Source organism: Agromyces sp. NPDC057865, from assembly GCF_042796995.1.
Taxonomy (GTDB): domain Bacteria; phylum Actinomycetota; class Actinomycetes; order Actinomycetales; family Microbacteriaceae; genus Agromyces.
Map to the genome: position 1 here is coordinate 951,913 of NZ_JBHVMJ010000002.1, position 23,552 is coordinate 975,464.

Sequence of the window (23,552 nt, forward strand, 5' to 3'; positions counted from 1 at the left end):
CTCCAGCGTAGGCGCGGATGCCGCGACCGGCCCGTGATGGGAATGAGACGCGTTCTCAGGCGGGCGCGGGCCCGTCGGCGGCACCCGGACGCACGACGCCGGTCTCGTAGCCCAGGACGACGGCGTGGATGCGATCGCGGAGTCCGAGCTTCATGAGGACGCGGCCGACGTGCGTCTTCACCGTCGACTCCGACAGGTAGAACGCCGACGAGATCTCCGCGTTGCTCATGCCGCGGGCGATGGCCGTGAACACCTCGGCCTCGCGCTCGGTGAGCGACGCGAGCCGGGGGTCGTCGAGCGGATCGCGGACCGCCACGGGTTCGGCGGGAGCGACCGCGCCGTCGGCGGGGAGCTGCGCGCCGAAGAGGTCGAGGAGTCGCCGTGTGACGCGCGGCTCGACGATCGCGTCGCCGGCGGCGACCGTGCGGATGGCGTGCACGAGCTCGGCAGGCGGCGCGTTCTTCAGGAGGAAGCCGCTCGCGCCCGCGCGGAGTCCCGCGAACGCGTACTCGTCGAGGTCGAACGTCGTGACGATGAGCACCCGCGTTCCCGGCGAGGTCGCGACGATTCGCTCGGTCGCGGCGATCCCGTCCATGCCGGGCATCCGCACGTCCATGACCACGACGTCGGGCGCGAGCTCGCCGGTGCGCGCGATGGCGGCCGCGCCGTCGTCGGCCTCCCCGACGACCACCAGGTCGGCCTCGCCCTCGAGCACCATGCGGAACCCGAGCCGGATGAGCGGCTGGTCGTCGACGAGCAGCAGCCGGATGCCGCGACCGGGCGCCTCGTCAGCCATCGCCGTCTCCCCTCCCGGCCCCGTCCTCGGCGGCCGGACCGCCGTCGGGGTGCGGGAGCACGACCCGGACCTGCCAACCGCCGGTCGCGAGGGCGCCCGCGTCGACCGTGCCGCCGAAGACCGCCGCGCGCTCGGCCATGCCGATGAGGCCGCGGCCCGACCCGGCGGACTCGCCCGCTGGCCCGCCGCGGCCGTCGTCCGTCACCGTGACGGTCGTGGTCGGCGGGCCGTACTCCACGGCGACGGCGACATGCTCGGCGTCTGGCGCGTAGCGCAGCGCATTGGTCAGCCCCTCCTGCACGACGCGGTAGACGGCCAGCTCGAAGGCGGCGTTCGCGATCGGCGCGCCGCGCACCGAGAATCGCACCGGGAGCCCGGCCGTGCGGAAGCGCTCGACGAGGTCGGCGAGGTCGTCGTGGCCCGGCGCGGGCTCGCGGGCGGCTGCGGCATCCGTCGACTCGCCGAGGACCGACAGGGTGCGGCGCATGTCCTGCAGGGCCGAGCGCCCGGTCTCGGCGAGCTGGGCCAGCGCACGGCGTGCGGTCGCCGGATCGCGTTCGAGTGCTGCGTCGGCACCGTCGGCCAGCGAGATCATGACCGACAGGCTGTGCGCGACGATGTCGTGCATCTCGCCGGCGATGCGGCTGCGCTCGGCGAGCGTCGCGATGCGCGCCTGCGCGTCGCGTTCGCGCGCGAGCTGCTCGGCCTGCTCGGTGAGCACCTGCACGCGCAGCGCGCGCTGCCACGTGTTCGCGCCGAGCAGCACGCCCACGGTGTCGGCCATCGCGATGGTGAGGAGCACGACCGGGATGTCGAAGGTGCCCGGCTCCCCGATCTGCGCCGAGAGGGCGGGCAGCCAGGCGAACAGGCTCACGACCGTGACGAGGAAGGCGCCCGCACCCGCGATCCAACCGATCGTCGGCGAGCGGAAGGCGGCGACCGCGTAGAGCGCGAGCGGCACCGCGAGGAGCAGGTTCGACTGCGCCGAGAACGTGATGACCGTCGTGAGCAGCAGCACCACGACGAGCACCGTGAGCGGCGCCCGGCGACGGAAGAGCAGGGCGACGGCGGTGCCGGCGATCGTCAGCACGTCCCACACCGTGACCGTGGCTTGGCCCGTGAGCACCTCCGAAGCGAGCGTCGCGACGACGATCGCCGTGAAGACGAGCGAGACGGCCGCGTCGATGAGCCACGGCCGCGCACGCAGGAAGCGGCCGATCGGCTGGCCCGCCGCGGCCGCATCCGCGCGCGGGGGCCCGCCCCGGTCGGGGGTGTCCGCCCCGGCGGTGGTGGGTCCCCGCTCGGCCATCACACGTCTCGTCTCTTGAAGAGCACGCCGCCCAGCACCGCTGCGACGACCGTCCAGCCGAGGAGGACGAGTCCTCCGGTGGCGATCGGCTGCCAGCCGACCTGGGCTGCGGATTGGAACAGCATCATACCGGCGCCGCTCGGCAGCATTCCGGCCAGGTGCGCGCCGATCCCCGGGATGATCGGGAGCAGCGCCGGCGCGAGCAGCAGCAGCCCGAGCACGGCACCCATCGCGGCCGCGGTGCCCCGGAACAGCGAGGCGATGGCGGTCGACATCGCCGCGACGAGCCCGAGGAACACGGCGCCGCCGGCGAGCACCTGCAGGGCGTCGGCCCCGAACGGTGACGAGGCCAGTCCGAGGCCGGCGAGCGACGGCTGCACGAGCAGCGCCGACGCGATGCCCACGACGAGCGCGACGGCCACGCCCAGCAACGCGGACACCAGGAGCTTCGCGACGAACACGGGCGTGCGACGAGGCGCAGCCACGAGCGTGGCGCCCAGCAGGCCAGACGACCGCTCGGGGCTCACGAGCAGCACGCCGAGCACGGCGACGAGCGCGTACGAGAACATGAACGACAGCCCGAGCACGCCGAGGGTGGGCACGGCGCCGTAGTTGTCGGTGACGACGGCCCCGGCATCGGGCACGTCGGCGGGGGGCGCGAGCAGCACGAGCTGCAGGATGCCGGCCGCGAACAGGACCGTGACGGCGACGGTCGCGCCGATCGTCCAGAAGGTGGCCCGAACGGTGCGCGCCTTCAGCCATTCGGCGCCGACGAGCCGGGGGAACGTCACGCGCGGAGCTGTGGTGGTTGCGGACATGGGATGTTGCTCCTTCGGTTCCGTTGCGGCGTTCATCGCGCCGCGGTCGCCGGCGCGGCCTGGTAGTCCAGTGCGGCGTCGGTCAGTGAGAGGTAGGCCTCCTCGAGCGAGGCCGTCCGGGTCGAGAGTTCGTGCAGCAGCACGTCGTGGTCGCGCGCGATCGCGGCGATCCGCGCGGCATCGAGGCCCGTGACCTCCAGCTCGCCTGCGGCGACGCTCGTGACGGTGACCCCCGGCCCGACGAGGACCGGCACCAGGCGGTCGGCGTCGGGGGTCCGCACGACGACGCGGGTCTCGCCGGCGCCGTCGAGCAGCTGCGCGATCGGCGCCTCGGCGATGAGCCGGCCGCGGCCGATCACGACGAGGTGGTCGGCGGTCTGCGCCATCTCGCTCATGAGGTGCGACGAGAGGAACACCGTCCGGCCCTCGGCGGCGAGGCCGCGCAGGAAGTGGCGCACCCAGACGATGCCGTCGGGGTCGAGCCCGTTGATCGGCTCGTCGAGCATGATCGTGTGCGGGTCGCCGAGCAGGGCGGCCGCGAGGCCGAGGCGCTGGGACATGCCCATGGAGTACGTGCCGACGCGTCGGTTCGCGACCGCCTCCATGCCCGTGAGTCGCAGCACCTCCTCGACGCGGGCCCGCCCGAGGCCGTGCGTCGTGGCGAGCGCGCGCAGGTGGTTCCGCGCCGTGCGTCCAGGGTGCGCCGCGGTGCCGAGCAGCGTTCCGATCTCGGTGAGCGGCGCGGTGTGCTGGGCGATCGGGCGCCCGTTCACGCGGGTCGTGCCCGAGGTCGGTCGCACGAGGCCGGCGACGGCCTTCATCGCCGTGGACTTGCCGGCGCCGTTCGGGCCCAGGAAGCCCGTGACGGTGCCGGGGCGCACGGTGAACGAGAGGTCGTCGACGGCGGTGGTGGCGCCGAAGCGCTTGGTGAGGTGTTCGACTTCGATCATGATGATCGACGTTCCCTTCGATCTGACGCCCCGCCGGAGGTCCCGGCGGGAGTGCACGATCGAAGCTACGGAGCGGCGGATCCGACGTCGTCAGACCACGGTGCCGACGTGGGGTGGCACCGTGGTACCGCGGGACGAGTCCCGCCGGGCGAGCCCGCTCAGCCGGCGGGCAGCAGCGCCGCGATCCGCTCGAGTTCGGGGAGTAGCTCGGCGAACGCGCGGGCGCGGTGGCTCTGCGCGTCCTTCTCCTCGGGCCGCAGCTCGGCCGCCGTCACCTCGAGACCCTCGGGCTCGAAGATCGGGTCGTAGCCGAAGCCGTTCGATCCGCGCGGCTCGTACGCGAGCGTGCCGCGCCAGTGGCCCTCGGCGACGTACTCGTGACCGCCGTCGAGCAGCGTCGGCGGCACCACGAGCGCGATCGTGCAGCGGAACTCCGCGCCGCGGTGCGGGCGGGAGATGTCCGAGACCTGGTCGAGCAGCAGGCGCACGTTCGCCTCGTCCCCGGCCGTATGCCCCGCCCAGCGCGCGGAGAGGATGCCGGGCGCGGCGCCGAGCACGTCGACCACGATGCCCGAGTCGTCGGCGAGCGCGATGCGTCCAGTGTGCTCCGCCGCACGGCGCGCCTTGATGAGGGCGTTCTCGGCGAAGGTGACGCCGTCCTCCACGGGCTCGGGACCGTCGTACTCGTGCACGACGGCCTGCGGCATCCGCTCGCCGATGATGCGCTGGAACTCGCGCACCTTCTTCGCGTTGTGGCTCGCGAGCACGAACTCGAGGCTCATGCGCCGGCCTGCTCGACGGATGCCGCGAGCGCCGCCTGCTGCAGGCGGGTGAGCTCCGTGGTGCCCGCCAGCGCGAGGTCGAGCAGCGAGTCGAGCTCGCGGCGGTCGAACGGCGCGCCCTCTGCGGTGCCCTGCACCTCGACGAAGAGGCCGCGTCCGGTGGCGACGACGTTCATGTCGGTCTCGGCGCGCACGTCCTCGACGTACGCGAGGTCGAGCATCGGCGTGCCGTCGATGATGCCGACGGAGACCGCCGACACGGTGTCGATGAGCGGCTTCGCGCGCTGGCCGATGAACTTCCGCTCGCGCGCCCATTCGATGGCGTCGGCGAGCGCGATGTAGGCGCCCGTGATCGCGGCGGTGCGCGTGCCGCCGTCGGCCTGCAGCACGTCGCAGTCGAGCTGGATGGTGTTCTCGCCGAGGCCCTTGGTGTCGACGACGGCGCGCAGGCTGCGTCCGATGAGGCGGCTGATCTCGTGCGTGCGGCCGCCGATGCGGCCCTTGACGGATTCGCGGTCGTTTCGGGTGTTCGTCGAGCGGGGCAGCATCGCGTACTCGGCGGTGACCCAGCCGCGGCCCTTGCCGGTCATCCAGCGCGGCACGCCGTTCGTGAACGACGCCGTGCACAGCACCTTCGTGCCGCCGAACGAGATGAGTGCGCTGCCCTCGGCGTGGGTGCTCCAGCCGCGCTCGATGGTCACGGGGCGCAGCTCGTCGGGGGCGCGGCCGTCGGCCCGCACCACGTTCGCCGTGCCGCTCGTCGTGCTCGGGTCGGATGCCTCGGTCATGCGTTCTCCTGTCGAAGTGGGGGGTCGAAGTGGGGGGTCGGACTGCGGGGTGGAACGGCGTCGCTCAACGGCTCGACGGCTGCTGGGGAAGGGTGATCACGCCCGTCTGCACGAGCTCGACGCTCGGGATCTCGGGGGCGATGAGGCGGTGGGCGAGGTCGAGGAAGGCGCTCGTCGACTCCCCCGTGGCCTCGTAGCGATAGCTGGGCGGCATCGGCGACGTGCGCTCCATGCCGTTGGAGACGAGTACCCGGTACACGTCGTTGGCGGTCTCGACGTCGCTCGACACGAGCGCCACCTGCTCCCCCATGACGTACGAGATCGCGCCCTTGAGGAACGGGTAGTGCGTGCAGCCGAGCACGAGCGTGTCGACGTCCGCCTCCCGCAGTGGCGCGAGGTACTCCTCGGCGACCGACAGCAGCTCGGGCCCGCTGGTGATGCCCGCCTCGACGAACTCCACGAAGCGCGGGCACGCCTGCGAGAACAGCTCGAGGTGCGGCGCGGCCGCGAAGGCGTCGTCGTATGCGCGCGACTGCACGGTGCCCACGGTGCCGATCACGCCGACGCGGCCGTTGCGCGTGGTGGCGACGGCGCGGCGCACGGCCGGCTGGATCACCTCGACCACCGGCACGTCGTAGCGCTCGCGCGCGTCCCTGAGCATCGCCGACGAGGCGGTGTTGCAGGCGATCACGAGCATCTTCACGCCCTGCAGCACGAGGTCGTCGAGCACCGCGAGCGCGTAGCCGCGCACGTCGGCGATCTTCTTCGGGCCGTAGGGCGAGTGCTCGAGGTCGCCGATGTAGAGGATCGACTCGTTCGGCAACTGGTCCTTCACGGCACGGGCGACCGTGAGGCCGCCGACACCGGAGTCGAAGATGCCGATCGGTGCGTCCGTCACGACATCCAAGCTTAGGCGAGCGCCGAGGTCGCGTCGGCCGGGGTGCCGCCGGTTTCCCGAGCCCCCCGGAGCGTGGCGAGCGCCTCCTCCTCGTAGGCGGTTCGAATGGCGCGGGCCACGCGCGAGGCGAACGGATGCCGGTGCCGCCGGTGCCACGCCAGGTGCACCTCGATCGGCGGCGCGTCGTCGATCGGCACGAACACGACGCCCGGGCGCGGGTAGTGGTGCACGGTGCCCTCCGCCGTGACGCCGATCGCGTCGCCCGCCGCGATGAGGTCGAGCCACTCCTCGACATCGCCCGTCTGCGTCATCGACGGGGCGGGGAGTCCGACCGACGTCCAGAGCTCGGTCGACGTCGTGCCGGTGTTCCGGTCGCCCGCGACGAGGAACGGCACGAGGTCGGCGAGGCCGACCGACGCGCGCTCGGCGAGCGGATGGTCGAACGGCAGGGCGACGACGCGCCGCTCGGTGCCCACGAGCTCGGAGTCCAGCTCGGGGTCGACGCCGTGGCGGAGCACGGCGACGTCGACGAGCCCGTCGCCGAGTCCGCCGTCGCGGCGGTTGAGTCGCACGAGCCGCATGGGGGCGTCGGCGTGCGAGCGGTTCCAGGCCCGCAGCACGGGAGTGGTATGCGCCCCCAGGGCGGCCCACTGGTAGCCGACGCGGATCACCGAGCGCTCGCCCCGCGCCTCGGCGACGGCGCGATCGAGCTCGGCGAGCACGCGTCGTGCTGTGGCCGCGAACGACGCACCGGCCTCGGTGGGCTCCACGCGCCGGGTGGTGCGGTGCATGAGCCGCGCACCGAGGTCGTGCTCGAGCGCCGCCAATGACCGCGAAACGGCGGCCTGCGACATCCGGAGCCGGTCGGCCGCCGCCGTGAACGAGCGCTCCTCGTCGACGGCGACGAGCACCCGGAGTTGGCGAACCTCGATGTCCATGCACTCAGCGTATCAATCATCGCCGATTGCATTTCTCTTCGCACGAATCCCGGCGTACCGTCGAGGACATGTCACGAGTGCCCATCGCCGCAGCGGCCGTCGTCGGCGGCGCCGCATCGGTGCAGCTCGGCGCGGCACTGGGCGCCACCATCTTCCCGTTCGTGGGACCGAGCGGGGTGGTGGCGCTCCGGCAGTCCGTCGCCGCGGTCGCGCTGCTCGCCGTCGCGCGCCCCCGCCTGCGCGACCTGAGCTGGCGGGCGGTCCGTCCGGCGCTGCTGCTCGGGCTCGTCCTGGTGACCATGAACCTGGCCCTCTACGGCGCGGTGGATCGCATCGGCCTCGGACTCGCGGTCACGCTCGAGTTCCTCGGCCCCCTCGCCCTCGCACTCGTCGGCTCTCGCCGTCGCGTCGACCTCGTGTGCGGCGTCATGGCGGGCCTCGGCGTGGTGCTGCTCACCGGCACCGTGCCCGGCATCGACCTCGTCGGCGTGCTGTTCGCCCTCGTCGCGGCGGCCTCGTGGGCGGCCTACATCGTGCTCAGCCGGCGTGCGGGCCAGACCCTTCCCGGCGTGCAGGGCACCGCGCTCGCGAGCCTCCTCGCCGCCGTCATCACGTCGCCGCTGCTCGTCATGGCGCTCGCCGGCCTCGCCCCAGAGGAGCTCGCGCACGTGCTGCTCATCGGCCTGGCGATCGGCGTCCTGTCATCGGCGCTCCCCTACTCGATCGACCTGCTCGTGCTCCGGCGCCTGCCGCAGCAGCTCTTCAGCGTGCTGCAGAGCGTGCAGCCGGCCGCCGCGGCGCTCGCCGGGTTCGTGCTGCTGGGGCAGGCCCTCGGCGCGTGGCAGCTCGTCGGACTCGGCCTCATCTCGCTCGGAAACGTCATCGCCGTGAGCCGTCCGAACCGGGCGACACGGAAGCCGCGCGTGGCTCGCACGCGCGCGTCGGGCAACCGGAGGGTGACCACTAGGCTGACCGTGTGACCGGGTCAGCTGCGCTCTTCACCGACCGTTACGAGCTCACGATGGTGGATGCCGCGCTGCGCGACGGCACCGCCCACCGCGAGAGCCTGTTCGAGGCGTTCGCCCGGCGCCTGCCCGACGGACGCCGCTACGGGGTCGTCGCCGGCACCGGACGGCTGCTCGAGCTCATCGAGCGGTTCCGGTTCGAGGACGCCGAACTCGAATGGCTCGGCGAGAACCAGGTCGTGCGGCCCGAGACGCTCGACTGGCTCGCCGACTACCGCTTCCGCGGCGACGTCTGGGGCTACCGCGAGGGCGAGGCGTACTTCCCCGGTTCGCCGCTGCTCACCATCCAGGCGAGCTTCGCCGAGGCCGTCATGCTCGAGACGGTCGTGCTCTCCACCCTGAACTACGACTCCTCCGTCGCGAGCGCGGCTGCGCGCATGGTCTCGGTCGCGCTCGGACGTCCGATCGCCGAGATGGGATCTCGTCGCACGAGCGAGGTCGCGGCGGTCGCCGCGGCCAGGGCGGCCTACATCTCAGGATTCGACGCGACGTCGAACCTCGAGGCCGGCCGCACCTGGGGCATCCCGACCATGGGCACCGCCGCGCACGCGTTCACGCTTCTGCACGACAGCGAGGAGGCCGCGTTCCGCGCCCAGGTCGAGGCGTTCGGACCCAAGACCACGCTGCTCATCGACACGTACGACATCACGCGCGGCGTCGAGCTCGCCGTGGAGGTCGCCGGCCCCGAGCTCGGCGCGGTGCGCATCGACTCGGGCGACCTGCCGACGGTGGTCGCCGCCGTGCGAGAACAGCTCGACGCGCTGGGCGCCGTGAACACGCGCATCACCGTCACGAGCGACCTCGACGAGTTCACGATCGCCGGGCTGTCGGCCGCGCCCGTCGACTCCTACGGCGTCGGCACGGCGGTCGTGACCGGCTCGGGCTCCCCGGCCGCGGGCATGGTCTACAAGCTCGTGGCCCGCCGCGACGACGCCGGCGAATGGGTCGCGGTCGCGAAGGCCTCCACCCACAAAGCGAGCGTCGGCGGACGCAAGAACGCCGCACGACGGCTCGACTCGACCCGCACGGCGCGCGAGGAGCTCGTGTTCGTCGGCGATGGCCCCGAGGGCGAGGCCGAGTTCGAGCCCGGCAGCGAGCTGCGCCCGCTCATGGTGCACCTGGTGCAGGACGGCGTCGCGGACCCCGCCTTCCTGGGTCCCGAGGGCTTGCGCGCGGCGCGGGCGCACCGCGCCGAGGTCATGCAGGAGCTGCCGATCGAGGCGTTCCGCCTCGGGCGCGGCGAGCCGGTGATCCCGACGACGTACCGCTAGGCAGCCGACGCCGGCTGCACCCTATTCGGAGCGCAAACGCTCGTAGATCTCCTTGCACGTCGGGCAGACCGGGAACTTGTCGGGGTCGCGTCCGGGCGTCCACTTCTTGCCGCACAGCGCCTTGACGGGCTTGCCCGTGACGGCCGACTCGAGGATCTGCTCCTTCTTCACGTAGTGCGCGAAGCGATCGTGATCGCCCGGGTCGAGCGACTCCTCCTCGAGGAGCTTCTCGAGCTCCCGGTCGAGCACGTCGGTGCCTCCGCCGGGTGCGTCGGGGTCGGCGATGCTCGCGCGTACGGGATCGATCATGCGCTCGATTCTACGCGGGGATGCCCCGGGGTCGGCCGGTCGCGGATGACCGGCTCGCGGCATCCGCCCGCCTGCTACGCGCGCAGCGCGGCCGCGAGGATCTCGGGACCGCGGCGGTCGAACACGCGCCCGCCGAGGGCGATGCCGGCCGCGAGCACGACGACGCCGAGGCCGAGGCCCGCCGCGAACGAGGCCATGTACCACGAGGGGTCGTCGAGCAGCCCGAGCGCGGCGAACGCGACCGCCGGCGCGGCGATGAGCAGCGAGCCGAGCATCGTGAACGACTGCACGAGCGCGGTGACGGCCCCGGTCGACTGGGGCTGCTGGAACGGGCTGTCGCCGGGCTTCACCGCGGGATACGGGAACCGGGCCGAGATGATGGAGCTCACGCCGAGTCCGCCGAGGAGCAGGGCCGCGCTCACGCCGACGAGCGCCGGAAGCAGCCGCCAGTCGTCGAGCACGAACACCGTGACCGCCCCGCCGAGCCCGATCACGATCACGCCGGCGATGAGCACGGGCACGAGCCGCCCGGCCCGGTCGGCCGCGCCGCGCACGCCCGAGACGGTGTGCAGCCACACGGCCGTGCTGTCGAAGGCGGTGTCGTTGTGCAGCGACCAGCCGAGCAGCAGGCACATGAGCGGCACCGGGATGAGTGCCGTGTACTGCAGCGGGATGCCGGCGACGCCGAGCGGCACGATCACGAGGAGCGGCACGATCGGCACCATGATGAACGACACCCAGTAGCGTGCGTCGCGGAACCAGTACGTGAGGCTTCGCGCGGCGACGGCGCCGGTGGCCGTGTGCGGCACCCGGTCGAACCAGCCGAGGCCGCGGTAGCTGCGGGCGGATGCCTCGCGGCCGGGCGTGACCAGCATCTTCGCGACGAGCGCCTGCCACGCGAGCCAGATCGCGCCGAGCGTCGCGGCGGCGATGAGGAACTTCAGGATCGCGGGACCCCAGTCGCCGGCGGCGGCGTCCCCGGGCGCCGCGAAGGCCGCGCCGAGCGGGGTCCAGCCCACGACGGCCGCGAACGACTCGAGCACGCGCAGCCCCGAGTTCGCCCAGTCCAGCGTGACGAGCACGACGATGACCGGCGAGAGCAGCACCACGAGCAGCACGCCGAGCACGCCGCTCACCTCGCGGGCGCGCCGGGTCGCGAGCAGCACGGATGCCACGCCGGTCGTGACGCGCGCGATCAGGATGCACGTGCCGAGCGCGAGCAGTGCGGCGAGCAGGGCGAAGAGCGTCTCGCCGACGCCCCGCGACCAGGTCACCACCGTGCCGGCGAGCACGATCGCGAGCACGAAGGCGGGGATGCCGATGAAGGCGGCGAGCGCGAGGCCGAGTGCGAGCGTGCGGTCGGGCAGTCCGAAGAGCGCGAAGCGGCGTGGATCCATGGTGTCGTCGACGCCGAACGCGAGCGGGAAGATCACGAACCCGACGACCACGGCGGCGCCCACGATCGTGAACACGTCGCGGATCACCTCGACGTCGTCGACGAAGCGCAGGCCGACGAGCGTGAAGAAGAGGATCGTGGCGAGGCCGACGCCGTACACGAGTCCGAGCGAGATGCCCACGACCTGCCAGGGGCTGCGCCGGAAGATGTTGCCCAGCAGCCGCAGCTTCAGTCGCAGGAACTGCGCGGTCAGCCCCCGCTGCCTCACCTGCTTCACCGCAGCAGCGGGCCGTTCGGTCGTCGTCACCTGCGTCATCCCCGCGAACACCCCGCGTTCCCTCTCACGTTCAGTGGTCGTCTCACGTTCAGTGGCCGTCCGTGGCTGCGCTCACTCGGAGAAGCTGTGCAGCCACTCCATGCCCTCGGCAGCCTTGCGCCCGCCGGCGAGCTCGACGAAGCGGTCCTCGAGGGTCTGCCCGGCGCGCACCTCGTCGAGCGTGCCGGATGCGAGCACCCGACCGCCGACGATGATCGCCGCGGAGTCGCACACGCGCTCGATGAGGTCCATGCCGTGACTCGACAGCAGCACCGTGCCGCCCCCCTCGACGAAGCGCTCGAGGATGTCGGTGAGGTTCGCGGCCGACACCGGGTCGACCGACTCGAACGGCTCGTCGAGCACGAGCAGCCTCGGCGCGTGGATCATCGCACACGCGAGCGCGACCTTCTTCGTCATGCCGGCGGAGTAGTCGGCGACGAGGCGGTCGACGGCGTCCTCGAGGCCGAACGCGGCGATGAGGTCGGCGCTGCGATCGCGCACCGTGCGGTCGTCGAGCCCGCGCAGTGCGCCCGAGTAGTACAGGAGCTGCGCGCCCGTGAGGCGGTCGAAGAGGCGGAGCCGGTCGGGCAGCGCACCCGTCAGGCGCTTGGCCGCGCGCGGGTCGCCCCACGCGTCGACCCCGTGGATCCGTACGGTTCCCGCGTCGGGCCGCAGCAGGCCCGTCACCATCGACAGCGTCGTGGTCTTGCCGGCGCCGTTCGGGCCGACGATGCCATAGAACGACCCCGTGCGCACGTCGAGCGAGATGCCGTCGACCGCGGTGGTGTCGCCGAAGCGCTTGATGAGTCCCTGGATCTCGAGCACGCGCGGTGCGTCCGCCGGCGGCGCGACGCGCGCCACGCGGAGCGTGCGCTTCTTCCGCGGCGCGGGCTTGCGCGGCGCCGCGATCACGGCCACGGCCTGCTCGCCCGTCGCATCGGCGGACACCTCGTCGCCGTCGAGCTCCGCTCCCGCGACCTCGACGACGGCCGCGTCGGCGAGCACCTCGTCGAGCGTGAGCGTGGCAGCGGATGCCGCGGCGGCGGCGTTCCCGGTCCCGGTCCCGGTCTCCGGGTCGGGCTCGACGACCTCGGTCTGGATGGCGGCCGTCTCGGTGTGGGCCTCGGGCTCGGTGGGCTCGGGCTCGGTGGGAACGAGCTCGGCGAGCGTCGCGTCCTGGGTGACGGGTGCGTCCTCGGCGACCGGATCCGCGACGACCGGATTCGCGACGACCGGATCCGCGGCGACCTCGTCGGCGACCGCGGTGTCGGTGGCGGCCTCGGGCACGGGGTCCGCCTCGACGACCGAGTCGGCCTGGACGACGGGGTCCGCCTCGACGACCGGGTCCACCTCGACGACCGGGTCGGCGTCGACGACGGGGTCGGCCTCGAGTTCGGGCTCGGCCACCAACGCGGCCGGCGCCTCGGCGGTCGCCTCCTCCACCGGCCTCGGTGCGGCACCGGTCGCGGCGGCCGGGTTCGATGCCGGCTCGGGAGCACGCGGCGCGGTCGGCGCCGGCTCGGCGATCGCGTCGTCGGCGATCGCCGCGGCGGCGACGGCCGCAGCGGTGCGGGCCGCGGCGCTCCGGGCGATCGGACGCTCGCGCGTCGTCTCGTCGACGGTGCTCTCGGGCGTCGCCGCGTCGGCCGTTGGCGGCACCGCCTTCGCGGCACCGGGCTTGCGGGTCGCGCGCTCGGCGGCGGTGGTCTCGGTGGTCAGCGACGCCGCGACGCGCTGGGTCTGGCGCTTCGTGCTGGCGGCCGCGGCCGCCTGGCTGCGCTGGGAGGACGTGGACGCGGCCGAGGCCCGCGCGGCACGCACGGACTTTGTGGCCTCGCCGCGGGCGGACGCCGCCTTCGAGGAGGCGGAACGCGATGCCGTGGTGCGCTTCGAACCCGGGGTCGCGGCCGTGGCAGCATCCGTCGCGGCATCCGATGCGCCCGACGCGGACTGCTCGGTGACAGCGGCGGGTGCCTTCCGAGTCGTCTCGTCGGCCTCGGGCGACGACGCGGCCGTCGCGGCGGTGGTCTTCGACGTGGCCGGCTTGGCTGCAGCCGACTTCGCCGTGGCTGTCTTGGACGCGGCCGTCTTGGTCGCCGCCGACTTCGCCGCGGCGTTCTTGGCGGTGGACGCCGTGCGGGCGGTCGTGCTCGTGGTCTCGCCCGACGTGTCATCGGGTCGCGAGCTCGTGCGCCGCGTGGGCGCACCCTCGGAGGCGGCGGCGCGCGATGCTGCGGTCTTCGACGCCGCTCCCTTCGCGGCCGAGGACCGGGCGGTGCGCGAGGCGGCTGCGGCGCCCGACTTCGAGGCCGTGGAGCGCGTCGTGCGCTTCGCCGCCGCGCGCGGGGTGCGCGGCGCGCTGGACGGTCCCCCCTCGGCGGACACCCCCGTGCCGGTGCCTTCGGGAGCTTCGTCGTCGTGATCGGAGCGCGAAACGGAAGTCACCCAGACAACCTACCAACCGCGACCCGCGTAACCCAGTCGGGCCGTCATGCGACGCGCGGGGGAACCTGTGGGTTTCCTGAGCGTCGCATCACGATCGCACTACGACGTCGGGCTCGGCTCGTTCCGCGAAGGGGCCGCCCGGTACCCTGTATATCGGCATAACGGCGTGTCCACATGTGAACTTCCGGATGAACGACGGGTGAAGAATCGGCGAGGGGCCGATCGCCCGCGGCATCCGTCCACCATAAGGAGATGCAGTGACCCAGATCGTGATTCTGGCAGCCGGCATGGGGAGCCGGCTCGGACGATCCCTCCCCAAACCGCTCACCGAGCTCAGCGACGGCCGCACCATCATGCGCCAGCAGTTCGACAACATCGAGCACGCCTTCGGCAAGGACCCGAACGTGACGATCGTCGTCGGCTACAAGCTCGAGCACATCATCGAGGCGTTCCCGCAGGCGTCCTTCGTCTACAACGAGGAGTACGACCAGACGAACACCTCGAAGAGCCTCATGCGCGCCCTCGCGGCATCGCAGGCGGGCGGGGTGCTCTGGATGAACGGCGACGTCGTGTTCGACCCGCGCATCCTCGACCGCGCCCTGCCGCTCATCGAGCGCGACCAGTCGTTCGTGACGGTCAACACCGCGAAGGTGTCCGACGAGGAGGTCAAGTACACGACCACCGCCGAGGGCTACATCAAGGAGCTCTCGAAGACCGTCAGGGGCGGTCTCGGCGAGGCCGTCGGCATCAACTACGTGTCGAGCCGCGACAAGGCCGCGCTCCTCGCGTTCCTGCAGCGCGTGGGCGACCAGGACTACTTCGAGCGCGGCATCGAGCTCGCCATCGAGAAGCAGGGCATGCTCGTCGAGCCGATGGACATCTCCGACCTCTACGCGGTCGAGATCGACTTCGCCGAAGACCTGGAGCGTGCGAACCACTTCGTGTGATCGCAGCACCACAGCAGTGGAGAGCGGATGCCCGACGGCATCCGCTCTTCGCGTCTCAGGCTCAGGGCAAGCGCGTGGCGAGCGAGCGAGCGGACGCTCCGCGGCATCCGCTCTTCGCGTCTCAGGCGGCGTTCTGCGTGTCGCCCACCGACTGCCGGGCGACGCCCGCCTTCGCCAGCCGTGCGGCGATGACGCGGCCGAGCCACGTGAAGAAGACCGGGCTCGCGACGAACAGCGCGAGGTAGAGCACCCAGGCCCACGGCGCGTAGTGCTCGGCGCCGAGCACGACGAACGTGCCGACGGCGAGCGCCACGCCCGCGAAGCCGGCGGCGAGGTAGTAGAGCCACGGACTCCAGTTGCGGTACCGGGTGACGAGGAACGGCAGCTCGAGCAGGGCGCCGACGAGCAGGCCGGTGCCGACGAAGCGCCAGATCCAGAGCGGCGCGAACACGGCGCCGACGAGCCCCGCGATGAAGCCGGCCAGCACGGCGACGCCCGGACGGCGCAGCAGCGCGAGGGCGACGGCGCTCGGGAGGAAGTGCGTGCCGATCGTGAGCCCGTAGAGCACGGGGATGAACGCCGCGAACGCCGCGGCGAGGTATCCGGATGCCCCGGCCACGAGTCCCCCGGCGACGCCGATCGCGGCGCAGCTGAGGAGCACACGGGTGCTGGTGCGGTGCACGACACTCCTTCCGACCGGGCGCGGCCACACGACGGGGCGCAGCACGCGCCGCCCGCCTGCTTTCAAACCTACCGCCGCATGGCATCTACGATGAGATCGTGATGAGCGCGGTATCCGTCGGGAGTGCTGGAGACACGCATCCGCTCCAGCGGACGCCGTGGATCCGCTACCGACACTCCCTCTGGCTCCTCACGACGCGCGACCTGAAGGTGCGCTACTCCACGTCGGCGCTGGGCTACTTCTGGTCGATCCTCGACCCGCTCGTCATGGCCGGCATCTACTGGTTCGTGTTCACGCAGGTGTTCCACCGGCCCGTCGGCACCGAGCCGTACATCGTGTTCCTGCTCGCGGCGCTGCTCCCCTGGATGTGGTTCAACGGGGCGATCTCCGACTCGACCCGGGCCTTCCTGAAGGACGCGAAGCTCGTGCGGTCGACGATGATCCCGCGCACGATCTGGGTGAATCGCATCGTGCTCTCGAAGGGCATCGAGTTCCTGCTCTCGCTGCCGGTGCTCGCCCTCTTCGTGATCTTCTCGCCCGGGGCGAAGGTGGGGTGGGAGCTCGTGTTCTTCCCGCTCGCGATCCTGCTCCAGGCCATCCTCACGTGCGGGGTCGCGCTCATCGTCGCGCCGCTCGTCGTGTTCTTCCGCGACCTCGAGCGCGCGGTGAAGCTCGTCCTGCGCTTCCTCTTCTACGCGTCGCCGATCATCTACGGCGTCGAGAACCTGCCCGAGCAGCTCCACGTCTGGGCCGCGTTCAACCCCCTCTCCGGCATCTTCGGCCTCTACCGCGCCGGCTTCTTCCCGCAGGAGCTCGACTGGTTCAACGTCGTGATCTCGGCCCTGATGTCGCTCGCCCTGCTCGGCATCGGACTCCTCGTCTTCCGCGGCAGCGTGCGCCAGGTGCTGAAGGAGATCTGATGACGGATGCCGCAGCCGCCGCCCTCGCGGCGACGGAGACGTACGCGATCCGGGCCGAGGGGCTCGGCATCCGCTTCCGCCGGAACCGGCGCGGCCGCCGGTCGTTCAAGGACCTGCTGGCCGGACGCCGCCGCCGCACGCGGCCCGGCGAGTTCTGGGCGCTCCGGAACCTCACGATCGAAGTGCGGCCCGGCGAGGCGATCGGCGTGGTCGGGCGCAACGGCCAGGGCAAGTCGACGCTCCTGAAGCTCGTGGCCGGCGTCATGATGCCCGACGAGGGCCGCGTCGTGGTCACGGGCGGCGTCGCCCCGCTCATCGAGATCACCGGCGGGTTCGTCGACGACCTGACCGTGCGCGACAACGTCTACCTGACGGCCGGGCTGCACGGCATGACGCGTTCGCAGATCGATGCGAAGTTCGACGGGATCATCGGGTTCGCCGACATCGCGGACTTCCTCGACACGCCCTACAAGCACCTGTCCAGCGGCATGAAGGTGCGCATCGCGTTCGCCGTGATCTCGCAGCTCGAGGAGCCGATCATCCTCGTCGACGAGGTGCTCGCGGTCGGCGACAAGGCCTTCCGCGAGAAGTGCTACAAGCGCATCGAGGAGCTCCTGGCCGGCGGCCGGACGCTCTTCTTCGTGTCGCACAACGAACGCGACCTGCGGCGGTTCTGCACGCGGGGCCTCTACCTCGACAAGGGTGCGCTCGTGCTCGACGGGCCCATCGACGACGTGCTCGAGCGCTACAACGCCGAGCACGGCACGACCTAGGCCTCGTTCCCCCGACGACGACGTCGGATGCCCGGGCGTACCATGGCGGCTGAGGGGAGGTCGGCGATGGCCGATCCGGTCGGCGACATCATCGGGGACTACCGGGCGTTCACGGCGCAGCAGCGCGATCGACTGCTCGCCCGGGGCATCGACATCGCGCCCTACGAGCTGGGCCACCTCGCCGTCCGCGTGCCGGAGTGGGACCAGTACCTGCACCTGCGGACCCTGCTCGAGCGCCACTCGACCGCCAACGTGGAGGGCGTCTGGAACGGCCGCCCGATGTCCATGCTCCTGCTGGCCGAGCCGCTCGAGGTCCTCGACGGCAAGCAGATCCCGCTCATCGAGCTCATCCCGCCCGTGCACCAGCGCGTCTACAAGATGGGCATGGAGCACTTCGGCGTGGCCGTCGGCGAGGACGTCGACGCGTTCTCCCGCGAGCATCGGGAGGTGCTCACCGGCCAGCAGTTCCAGAATCGGTGGAACGAGCCGTACTACGTCCTCTTCGAGGACTTCACGCACGTGAAGTTCCACCGCCGCCCGCTGCGCGAGGTGATCGAGCTGCAGGGCGGGACGTTCGACGGCATCCACCACGTCGAGGGCTGGGTCCCCCAGCGGCTCGTCACGGCGACGGGCCCGAACCCGCTGCCGCGCTGAGCCGAGCGGCGCATACCGCATCGCGCCCGCGCGTGGCCAGCCCGAGCGATGATCGGGGGTTCGCTCGGGTGGGCGCTCTAAGATGCTCGGCATGGCCGAACGGGTGCACAGGATCACCTCGATGGGGCCCTCCGGACCGCACGAGGGCGAGCCGGGTGCGCCCGCCGACGGGTCGGCGGCATGGCAGCCCGATCCGGGCCAGGCGGGGACGACCCGCGGAGCCGGCGACCGCCCGGCCGACACCGGACGCGCCCAGGGCATGGAGCGCGGCATCGACGCGGTGCTGTCGATCCAGCGTCCGATCGTGCTGGCGCACCTGCGCGGCATCCGTCGACGCGCGCCGAACGCGACGCCCGACCAGCTCGTGCGGATCCTCGAGCGGCGCTACCTGGCCGCCGTGACCACGGGCGGCGCCGCCGTCGGCGCCACCGCCGTGATCCCCGGCATCAGCACGGGCATCACGCTCGCGCTGTCCGGCGTGGAGACGGCCGGGTTCCTCGAGGCGACCGCCCTGTTCGCGCAATCGGTCGCCGAGGTGCACGGCATCCCCGTGGACAACCCCGAGCGCGCACGAGCGCTCGTGATGACCCTCATGCTCGGCCGCGAGGGCGTCGACCTCGTGCGCCAGTTCGCCGGGCAGGCGACCGGCGGCGGACCCGCCCGCAACGTGTTCTGGGGCGAGCTCATCACGAACAGCATGCCGAAGGCGCTCATGGGCACCATGGTCGACCAGCTGCGACGAGTGTTCGTCAAGCAGTTCGCCGTGCGCGGCGGTGCGGGCATCATCGGCAAGGCGATCCCGTTCGGCATCGGCGCCGCGATCGGCGGCACGGGCAACCACCTGCTCGGCCGCAAGGTGCTGCAGCAGTCCCGGCTCGCGTTCGGCGGGGCGCCCGCGGTCCTGCCCGCGGAGCTCGAGCCGCGCGAGGGCGACGGGTTCATCCGCGTGACGGGTTCCCGGATCACCCGGGCCGGCGTGGCCGTCGGCGAGCTCGCGGCGACGACCGGACGCGGCATCCGCGGAGCCGCCAGCAGGGTCGGCCGCGGCATCACCCGCCGGAGGAAGGGCCACGACGCGCTCGAAGCGGGCGAGGCCGAGGAGACGAGCGACGTCGCGGGGGCGCAGCCTCAGACGCCGTCGGACATCACGCCGCCCGTCGACGAGCGCGGCGACGACGACACCCAGGCCCAGCGCGCCGGCTGAGCGCCGTACGCGAGCCCGCGGAGCCTACGCCAGCGCCTCCGCCTCGTCCTCGTCGTCCTCCTCGAACTCGTCGACCTCCTCGTCGTCCGCGTGCAGCGCGGCGAAGCGCGCCCACTCGGCCATGAGGTGGTCGACGGCGTCGTGGAATCGCGCCGTCGTGACGCCGGGGGTCGTGTCCCCGAAGTACCGCTCGACCCAGACACCGAGCCGTTCGAGCGCCTCGGCGTCGTGCGCGACCTCGTCGACGCGCGCGAGCATGCTGGCCCCGTCGCCGGCGTCGAGCCACTCGCACGCCTGCAGGTAGCCGCCCGTGTCGATCTGCGCCTCGGGGTTGGCCGGACGCGTGATGAGCAGCGGCCTGCCCGCGGCGAGCCGATCGTAGACCATCGCCGAGATGTCGACGATCGCGACATCCGCCGCCGCGAGCTGCCAGCCGAGCGACGGGCCGTCGTCGTACACGTGCTGCGCCGAGGAATCGGCGGCGTTGGCAGCGGCGATCGCCTCGATGATCTCGCGGTTCGCTGCGCGGTAGTCGGGGTCGACGACGCCCGATCGCGGGTGCGGCCGGTAGATCACCCGGTGCCGTCCGGTGGCGAGCAGCGCGTTCACGAGCGCGACGCCGTGCGACGCGATCGAGCCGTACGCCGCGGCACCGCGATCGCCCTCCCACGTGGGTGCGTAGAGCACGACCTCGCGATCGTCGGGCGTGTACGGCAGGGGCGTGCCGTCGAGGTAGTGGTCGGCCTGCGGGCGCCCGATCGGGATCGCACGCTTGTCGAAGTCGTAGTCCCAGAGCACCTTCTCGAGCCGCGCCCGGGCCGCGTCGCCCGCGATGAGGGCGTAGTCGTAGGCCTTGAACTGGTTCGTGGTCATGTACATCTTGTCGGACTCGCCGTGGTTGATGAACACGTGCCAGCGGCGCCCGTAGCGCATCATCTGGAAGTTCTTCGCGTTCTGGTTCACGTAGAACACGACGTGGAGGTCCTGGTCGTGGATGACCTGCTCGAGGTCGACGACACGACGCACGTACGCCACGGGCAGGGGCGACTCCTCGAGCAGCTCGAGCGCCGACCCGGAGGCGCGGCTCAGGATGAGCACCGGATGCGTCTTCGAGAGCTCGAGCAGCGGCTTGTACCACTGCCGCAACTGGTAGAGGTTGACCCGGCCATCGGCGAAGTACACGCCGACGCGGTAGTGGTGCGGTTCGAGCGCGGGGAGGTCGCGCAGCTTCCTCAGCAGCTCACGCTGCGCCCGCCGCGACCACATGATGTCCTTGGCCAGCTTGACGGCGCGCTGTGCATCTCTCCGCAATCCCACTCGCACTAGGGTACCGAAGGCGCGGATGCCCCGGGGCCCGGGTCGGGCGACCGGTGTCGGACGATCGGGGTCAGACGATCGGGGGCCGGCCCGCGAGCGTCATCCGCCACACCGTGCGCCACCGCATCGGACGCCGCTCCCCCGGATGCTCGCGCCAGCCCGCGCGCCAGCCGCCGAACCACGCCGTGAGCGCCGACGGGTTGCGGAACCAGCGCAGCACCTGGATCGCGGTCCACGAGCCGACGTAGAGCGGCACGAGCACGAGCGGCAGGTTGCGCCGGGCGAGCCAGACGCGGTTCCGCGCGTTGAGCCGGTAGTAGTACGCGTGCCGAGCGGGGTCGATGACCGGATGCCCCGCCTCGAGGTCGCCGGCGTACCAGGCCACGTGACCCGTGTCCCACACCCGCCACGCCAACTCGATGCCCTCGTGCGCGTAGAAGAACGGATCCGCCCAGCCGCCGGTGGCGTCGAACACGGCGCGCGGCATCAGCACGGCGCCCTCCCAGCACGAGAACACGTTGCTCGAGTGCGCCGGGTCGCCCTTGCGGATGCGCGGGATCCAGCGTCGCGGGGAGACCTCGCCGGTGGGGTCGACGACGCGGGGCTGGATGAGGCCGAGCTCGGGCCGGGCGGAGAGCTCGCGGCATCCGTCGGCCAGGAACCGCGGGCTCGGCAGGAACGCGTCGTCGTCGAGGAAGAACAGCACGTCGCCCGTCACCTCGGGCACGCCGCGGTTGCGACCGGCCGGGATGCCGAGGTTCTCGGGCAGGTGCAGCGTCTTCACCGCGCTCGGCAGCGGGGGCTCGGCGGTCGCGGGGTTCCACCCGTTGCCGACGCATACGACGTCGACGTCGACGTCCTGCTGCTCGAGCACGCTCCGGATGCCGCGCGCGAGGTCGTCGGGCCGCTTGCCCATGGTGAGCACCACGACGCCGACCCGCGGCCGCCCGGCTCCGCCCGCTGAGCCCGTCGAAGCAGGCCCTTCGACGGGCTCAGGGACCGAGCCGCTCGCTGAGCCCGTCGAAGCGGGCCCTTCGACCGGCTCAGGGAACGAACGGTCAGGACCGGACACGGCGGGAGGCCATGATCGCGACGAAGTGCCCCAGCAGCGAGAGCGCCGCGAGCGGCAGCAGCACCACGACGACGATGCGATCCACGAGCGGCTGCCCGGCGAACAGGCCCACGATGGCCGCGGCGAGCGCGATGAGCGTCAGCTCGACCGAGTGGTAGAGGCGATGGAACGGCAGGAACCGAGCCGCCTTGCGCAGCTTCGCGATGAGGCCGCCGCGCGGCGCGGTCTCGCCGTGCGTGTCGGCGAGCTTCGCCAAGCCGGCGTTCGCGCGGGCGACGTGCACCATGTCGTTGAGCGCCTTGTTGAGCACGATGACGAGCGCGAGCAGGGCGCCGACCGTCGTCCAGAGGAAGTCGGCCGGGAACTCGAGCGGGTACGCCGCGGCGCGGATGCCGAGCGCGAGCGGGATGAGCGCCTCGGTCGTGTAGTGGCCGACCTTGTCGAGGAACACGCCGGCGGGCGACGACGTGCGACGCCAGCGGGCGACCTCGCCGTCGCAGCAGTCCACGAGCATCTGCAGCTGGCCGAGCACGACCGCGAGCAGCGCGCCCCAGATCCCGGGGATGAGCAGGGCCGCCGCGGTCGACCAGCCGACGAGGATCATGAGGCCCGTGACGCCGTTCGCGGAGATCGGGGTCTTCAGCAGGAACCACGTGAGGTACGGCGAGAAGCGGCGGAGGTAGAGCGACGCCGTCCAGTGCTCGGCGTTGCGTCGACCGCGGACCTCGGGGGGCTGGGTGACGGCGCGGAGCTCGGCGATGCTCGTGGGCCTGGCCTGGGCCGGACCGGCTTGTGACATCCGCGTCACCTTCCCGTGTGCTTGGCGATGTTGCTCGTCAGCGAGAGGTACCCGAGCACGAAGCCCACACCCCACGAGACGTGTATGCAGGGCAAGACTACGAGAAACCACCACGCCACGGCGGCCCCGCGTCCGCGGGCGTAGACGAGGGTCGCGGCGACGACGAAGAGCAGGTAGGCGGCGGGGACGACGAAGCCCAGCAGCAGCCACGGCGTCGCGCCCATCACGGCCTGCACGAGGCCGATGATCCCGAGGATCAGGCCGATGGTCACGCCCACCACCATCGCTGGCGGGATGAAGTAGCGGATGCCGTTGGCCGCCGGGAAGCGACGTGCCAGTTCGCCGCGCCAGAGGCCGGTGGAGAACATTTGCCGGGCGAGCCGGTCGACGCTCGACCGTGGCCGGTAGGTGACGGCGAGCTCGGGCGTGAACCACACCGTGCCGCCGGTCTGGCGCAGGCGGCGGTTGAGCTCCCAGTCCTGGCCGCGCTTGATGGTCTCGTCGAAGAGGCCGACGCGCTCGAGCGCGCTGCGGCGGAACACCCCGAGGTACACGGTCTCGGCCGGGCCCTCGGCGCCGCCGACGTGGAACGCCGATCCGCCGAGGCCGACCTTCGTCGTGTAGGCAAGGGCGACGGCCTGCTCGAACGGGGTCTCGCCGTGGGCGTCCATGATGCCGCCCACGTTGTCGGCACCCGTGCGCTCGAGCACGCCGACGGCGACGCGGGCGTAGTCGACGGGCAGCATCGAGTGCGAGTCCACCCGGACGACCACCGGGTACCGCGCGGCGCGGATGCCGATGTTGAGGCCCGACGGCGTCGAGCCCACCTCGTTCTCGAGCACGCGCACGCGGTCGTCGCGGGCGGCGAGGTCGGCCACGAGCTCGGCGGTGCCGTCGATCGACGGACCGAGCGCGATGAGCACCTCGACGGGCCCGGAGTAGTCCTGCGCGAGGATCGACTCCACGGCGGCGCGCACGTGCGACGCGTCGTTCAGCACCGGCATGACGTACGAGACGCCGACGAGCGGCGACGCTGCCGCCTGGTGGTGCTGATCGGGCATGTTCCTCACTCGCTCGGGTCGATCGAGCCTAGCAGCCGGTGCATCCGCGGACGCCGACGGGGCCGAGGTCCCATGGACCCCG

24 protein-coding genes are annotated in these 23,552 nt (G+C 72.2%); 8 read left to right on the forward strand and 16 right to left on the reverse strand.

Features of this window, described 5'->3' with window-relative positions:
• Window positions 1-55: 55 nt before the first annotated feature.
• The 8 genes from ACFVN5_RS12105 to ACFVN5_RS12140 all read right to left on the reverse strand — a co-directional run bounded on the left by ACFVN5_RS12105 (window position 56) and on the right by ACFVN5_RS12140 (window position 7,279).
• Window positions 56-796 carry a response regulator gene (locus tag ACFVN5_RS12105; RefSeq protein WP_376955411.1) on the reverse strand — a complete coding sequence of 247 codons (741 nt, stop codon included), beginning with the start codon at window positions 794-796 and terminating at the stop codon, window positions 56-58.
• Complete coding sequence (locus ACFVN5_RS12110; protein WP_376955412.1) at window positions 789-2,105, reverse strand: sensor histidine kinase; 1,317 nt, start codon at window positions 2,103-2,105, stop codon at window positions 789-791. The genes ACFVN5_RS12105 and ACFVN5_RS12110 overlap by 8 nt, the downstream gene beginning before the upstream one ends.
• Window positions 2,105-2,923 (reverse strand): hypothetical protein, encoded by an 819-nt coding sequence (locus tag ACFVN5_RS12115; RefSeq protein ID WP_376955414.1) that lies wholly within the window; start codon window positions 2,921-2,923, stop codon window positions 2,105-2,107. The genes ACFVN5_RS12110 and ACFVN5_RS12115 overlap by 1 nt, the downstream gene beginning before the upstream one ends.
• Window positions 2,924-2,955: 32 nt before the next feature.
• Complete coding sequence (locus ACFVN5_RS12120) at window positions 2,956-3,873, reverse strand: ABC transporter ATP-binding protein (protein WP_376955415.1); 918 nt, start codon at window positions 3,871-3,873, stop codon at window positions 2,956-2,958.
• A gap of 158 nt (window positions 3,874-4,031) precedes the next feature.
• Window positions 4,032-4,655, reverse strand: coding sequence for an RdgB/HAM1 family non-canonical purine NTP pyrophosphatase (gene rdgB / locus ACFVN5_RS12125; protein ID WP_376955416.1), 624 nt, complete (start codon window positions 4,653-4,655; stop codon window positions 4,032-4,034).
• A complete protein-coding gene (rph, locus tag ACFVN5_RS12130; protein WP_376955418.1) occupies window positions 4,652-5,443 on the reverse strand; it encodes a ribonuclease PH in 792 nt (263 codons plus the stop codon). The genes rdgB and rph overlap by 4 nt, the downstream gene beginning before the upstream one ends.
• A 64-nt stretch (window positions 5,444-5,507) precedes the next feature.
• Window positions 5,508-6,341, reverse strand: coding sequence for a glutamate racemase (gene murI / locus ACFVN5_RS12135; RefSeq protein ID WP_376955419.1), 834 nt, complete (start codon window positions 6,339-6,341; stop codon window positions 5,508-5,510).
• Between the two features lie 11 nt (window positions 6,342-6,352).
• The gene (locus ACFVN5_RS12140) at window positions 6,353-7,279 is read right to left on the reverse strand and encodes a LysR family transcriptional regulator (protein ID WP_376955420.1); all 927 of its coding nucleotides are present in this window, start codon (window positions 7,277-7,279) and stop codon (window positions 6,353-6,355) included.
• A gap of 68 nt (window positions 7,280-7,347) precedes the next feature.
• On the opposite strand from ACFVN5_RS12140, the gene ACFVN5_RS12145 reads away from it, so the two are divergent.
• Window positions 7,348-8,259 carry a DMT family transporter gene (locus ACFVN5_RS12145; RefSeq protein WP_376955421.1) on the forward strand — a complete coding sequence of 304 codons (912 nt, stop codon included), beginning with the start codon at window positions 7,348-7,350 and terminating at the stop codon, window positions 8,257-8,259.
• Window positions 8,256-9,575: a nicotinate phosphoribosyltransferase gene (locus tag ACFVN5_RS12150; RefSeq protein WP_376955422.1), complete on the forward strand. Its 1,320-nt coding sequence runs from the start codon at window positions 8,256-8,258 to the stop codon at window positions 9,573-9,575. Before ACFVN5_RS12145 ends, ACFVN5_RS12150 begins: the two co-directional genes overlap by 4 nt.
• A gap of 21 nt (window positions 9,576-9,596) precedes the next feature.
• On the opposite strand, the gene ACFVN5_RS12155 is transcribed toward ACFVN5_RS12150, so the two are convergent.
• From ACFVN5_RS12155 to ACFVN5_RS12165, 3 genes are all read right to left on the reverse strand, one after another.
• Window positions 9,597-9,884 carry a DUF3039 domain-containing protein gene (locus tag ACFVN5_RS12155; protein ID WP_376955424.1) on the reverse strand — a complete coding sequence of 96 codons (288 nt, stop codon included), beginning with the start codon at window positions 9,882-9,884 and terminating at the stop codon, window positions 9,597-9,599.
• Window positions 9,885-9,958: 74 nt separating this feature from the next.
• The gene (locus ACFVN5_RS12160) at window positions 9,959-11,587 is read right to left on the reverse strand and encodes a hypothetical protein (RefSeq protein WP_376955426.1); all 1,629 of its coding nucleotides are present in this window, start codon (window positions 11,585-11,587) and stop codon (window positions 9,959-9,961) included.
• 81 nt (window positions 11,588-11,668) lie between these two features.
• Window positions 11,669-13,417, reverse strand: a complete 1,749-nt coding sequence (locus ACFVN5_RS12165; RefSeq protein WP_376955427.1) for an ATP-binding cassette domain-containing protein — start codon at window positions 13,415-13,417, stop codon at window positions 11,669-11,671.
• Window positions 13,418-13,478: 61 nt separating this feature from the next.
• On the opposite strand from ACFVN5_RS12165, the gene ACFVN5_RS12170 reads away from it, so the two are divergent.
• Entirely contained in the window at window positions 13,479-14,018 is a 540-nt protein-coding gene (locus ACFVN5_RS12170; RefSeq protein ID WP_376955429.1) for a hypothetical protein, read from the forward strand.
• A gap of 280 nt (window positions 14,019-14,298) precedes the next feature.
• A complete protein-coding gene (locus ACFVN5_RS12175) occupies window positions 14,299-14,988 on the forward strand; it encodes an NTP transferase domain-containing protein (protein WP_376955430.1) in 690 nt (229 codons plus the stop codon).
• A 121-nt stretch (window positions 14,989-15,109) separates the two neighbouring features.
• Here ACFVN5_RS12175 and ACFVN5_RS12180 read toward each other — a convergent pair whose 3' ends face one another.
• Window positions 15,110-15,670, reverse strand: coding sequence for an ECF transporter S component (locus tag ACFVN5_RS12180; RefSeq protein ID WP_376955432.1), 561 nt, complete (start codon window positions 15,668-15,670; stop codon window positions 15,110-15,112).
• Window positions 15,671-15,771: 101 nt separating this feature from the next.
• Between ACFVN5_RS12180 and ACFVN5_RS12185 the strand changes: the two genes are divergently transcribed.
• The 4 genes from ACFVN5_RS12185 to ACFVN5_RS12200 all read left to right on the forward strand — a co-directional run bounded on the left by ACFVN5_RS12185 (window position 15,772) and on the right by ACFVN5_RS12200 (window position 19,221).
• Window positions 15,772-16,590 (forward strand): ABC transporter permease, encoded by an 819-nt coding sequence (locus ACFVN5_RS12185; protein ID WP_376955434.1) that lies wholly within the window; start codon window positions 15,772-15,774, stop codon window positions 16,588-16,590.
• Window positions 16,590-17,363 carry an ABC transporter ATP-binding protein gene (locus ACFVN5_RS12190; protein ID WP_376955435.1) on the forward strand — a complete coding sequence of 258 codons (774 nt, stop codon included), beginning with the start codon at window positions 16,590-16,592 and terminating at the stop codon, window positions 17,361-17,363. The genes ACFVN5_RS12185 and ACFVN5_RS12190 overlap by 1 nt, the downstream gene beginning before the upstream one ends.
• 66 nt (window positions 17,364-17,429) lie before the next feature.
• The gene (locus tag ACFVN5_RS12195) at window positions 17,430-18,017 is read left to right on the forward strand and encodes a VOC family protein (protein WP_376955436.1); all 588 of its coding nucleotides are present in this window, start codon (window positions 17,430-17,432) and stop codon (window positions 18,015-18,017) included.
• 121 nt (window positions 18,018-18,138) lie between these two features.
• Entirely contained in the window at window positions 18,139-19,221 is a 1,083-nt protein-coding gene (locus ACFVN5_RS12200; RefSeq protein ID WP_376955437.1) for a hypothetical protein, read from the forward strand.
• A gap of 24 nt (window positions 19,222-19,245) precedes the next feature.
• Here the strand turns inward: ACFVN5_RS12200 and ACFVN5_RS12205 are convergent, their stop codons facing one another.
• From ACFVN5_RS12205 to ACFVN5_RS12220, 4 genes are all read right to left on the reverse strand, one after another.
• The gene (locus tag ACFVN5_RS12205; RefSeq protein ID WP_376955439.1) at window positions 19,246-20,538 is read right to left on the reverse strand and encodes a CDP-glycerol glycerophosphotransferase family protein; all 1,293 of its coding nucleotides are present in this window, start codon (window positions 20,536-20,538) and stop codon (window positions 19,246-19,248) included.
• Between the two features lie 70 nt (window positions 20,539-20,608).
• On the reverse strand, window positions 20,609-21,454 hold the full coding sequence (locus tag ACFVN5_RS12210; RefSeq protein WP_376955645.1) for a glycosyltransferase family 2 protein: 846 nt from the start codon (window positions 21,452-21,454) through the stop codon (window positions 20,609-20,611).
• A 142-nt stretch (window positions 21,455-21,596) separates the two neighbouring features.
• On the reverse strand, window positions 21,597-22,409 hold the full coding sequence (locus ACFVN5_RS12215) for a CDP-alcohol phosphatidyltransferase family protein (RefSeq protein WP_376955440.1): 813 nt from the start codon (window positions 22,407-22,409) through the stop codon (window positions 21,597-21,599).
• A 5-nt stretch (window positions 22,410-22,414) separates the two neighbouring features.
• Complete coding sequence (locus ACFVN5_RS12220; RefSeq protein ID WP_376955441.1) at window positions 22,415-23,470, reverse strand: glycosyltransferase family 2 protein; 1,056 nt, start codon at window positions 23,468-23,470, stop codon at window positions 22,415-22,417.
• Between the last annotated feature and the right edge of the window lie 82 nt (window positions 23,471-23,552).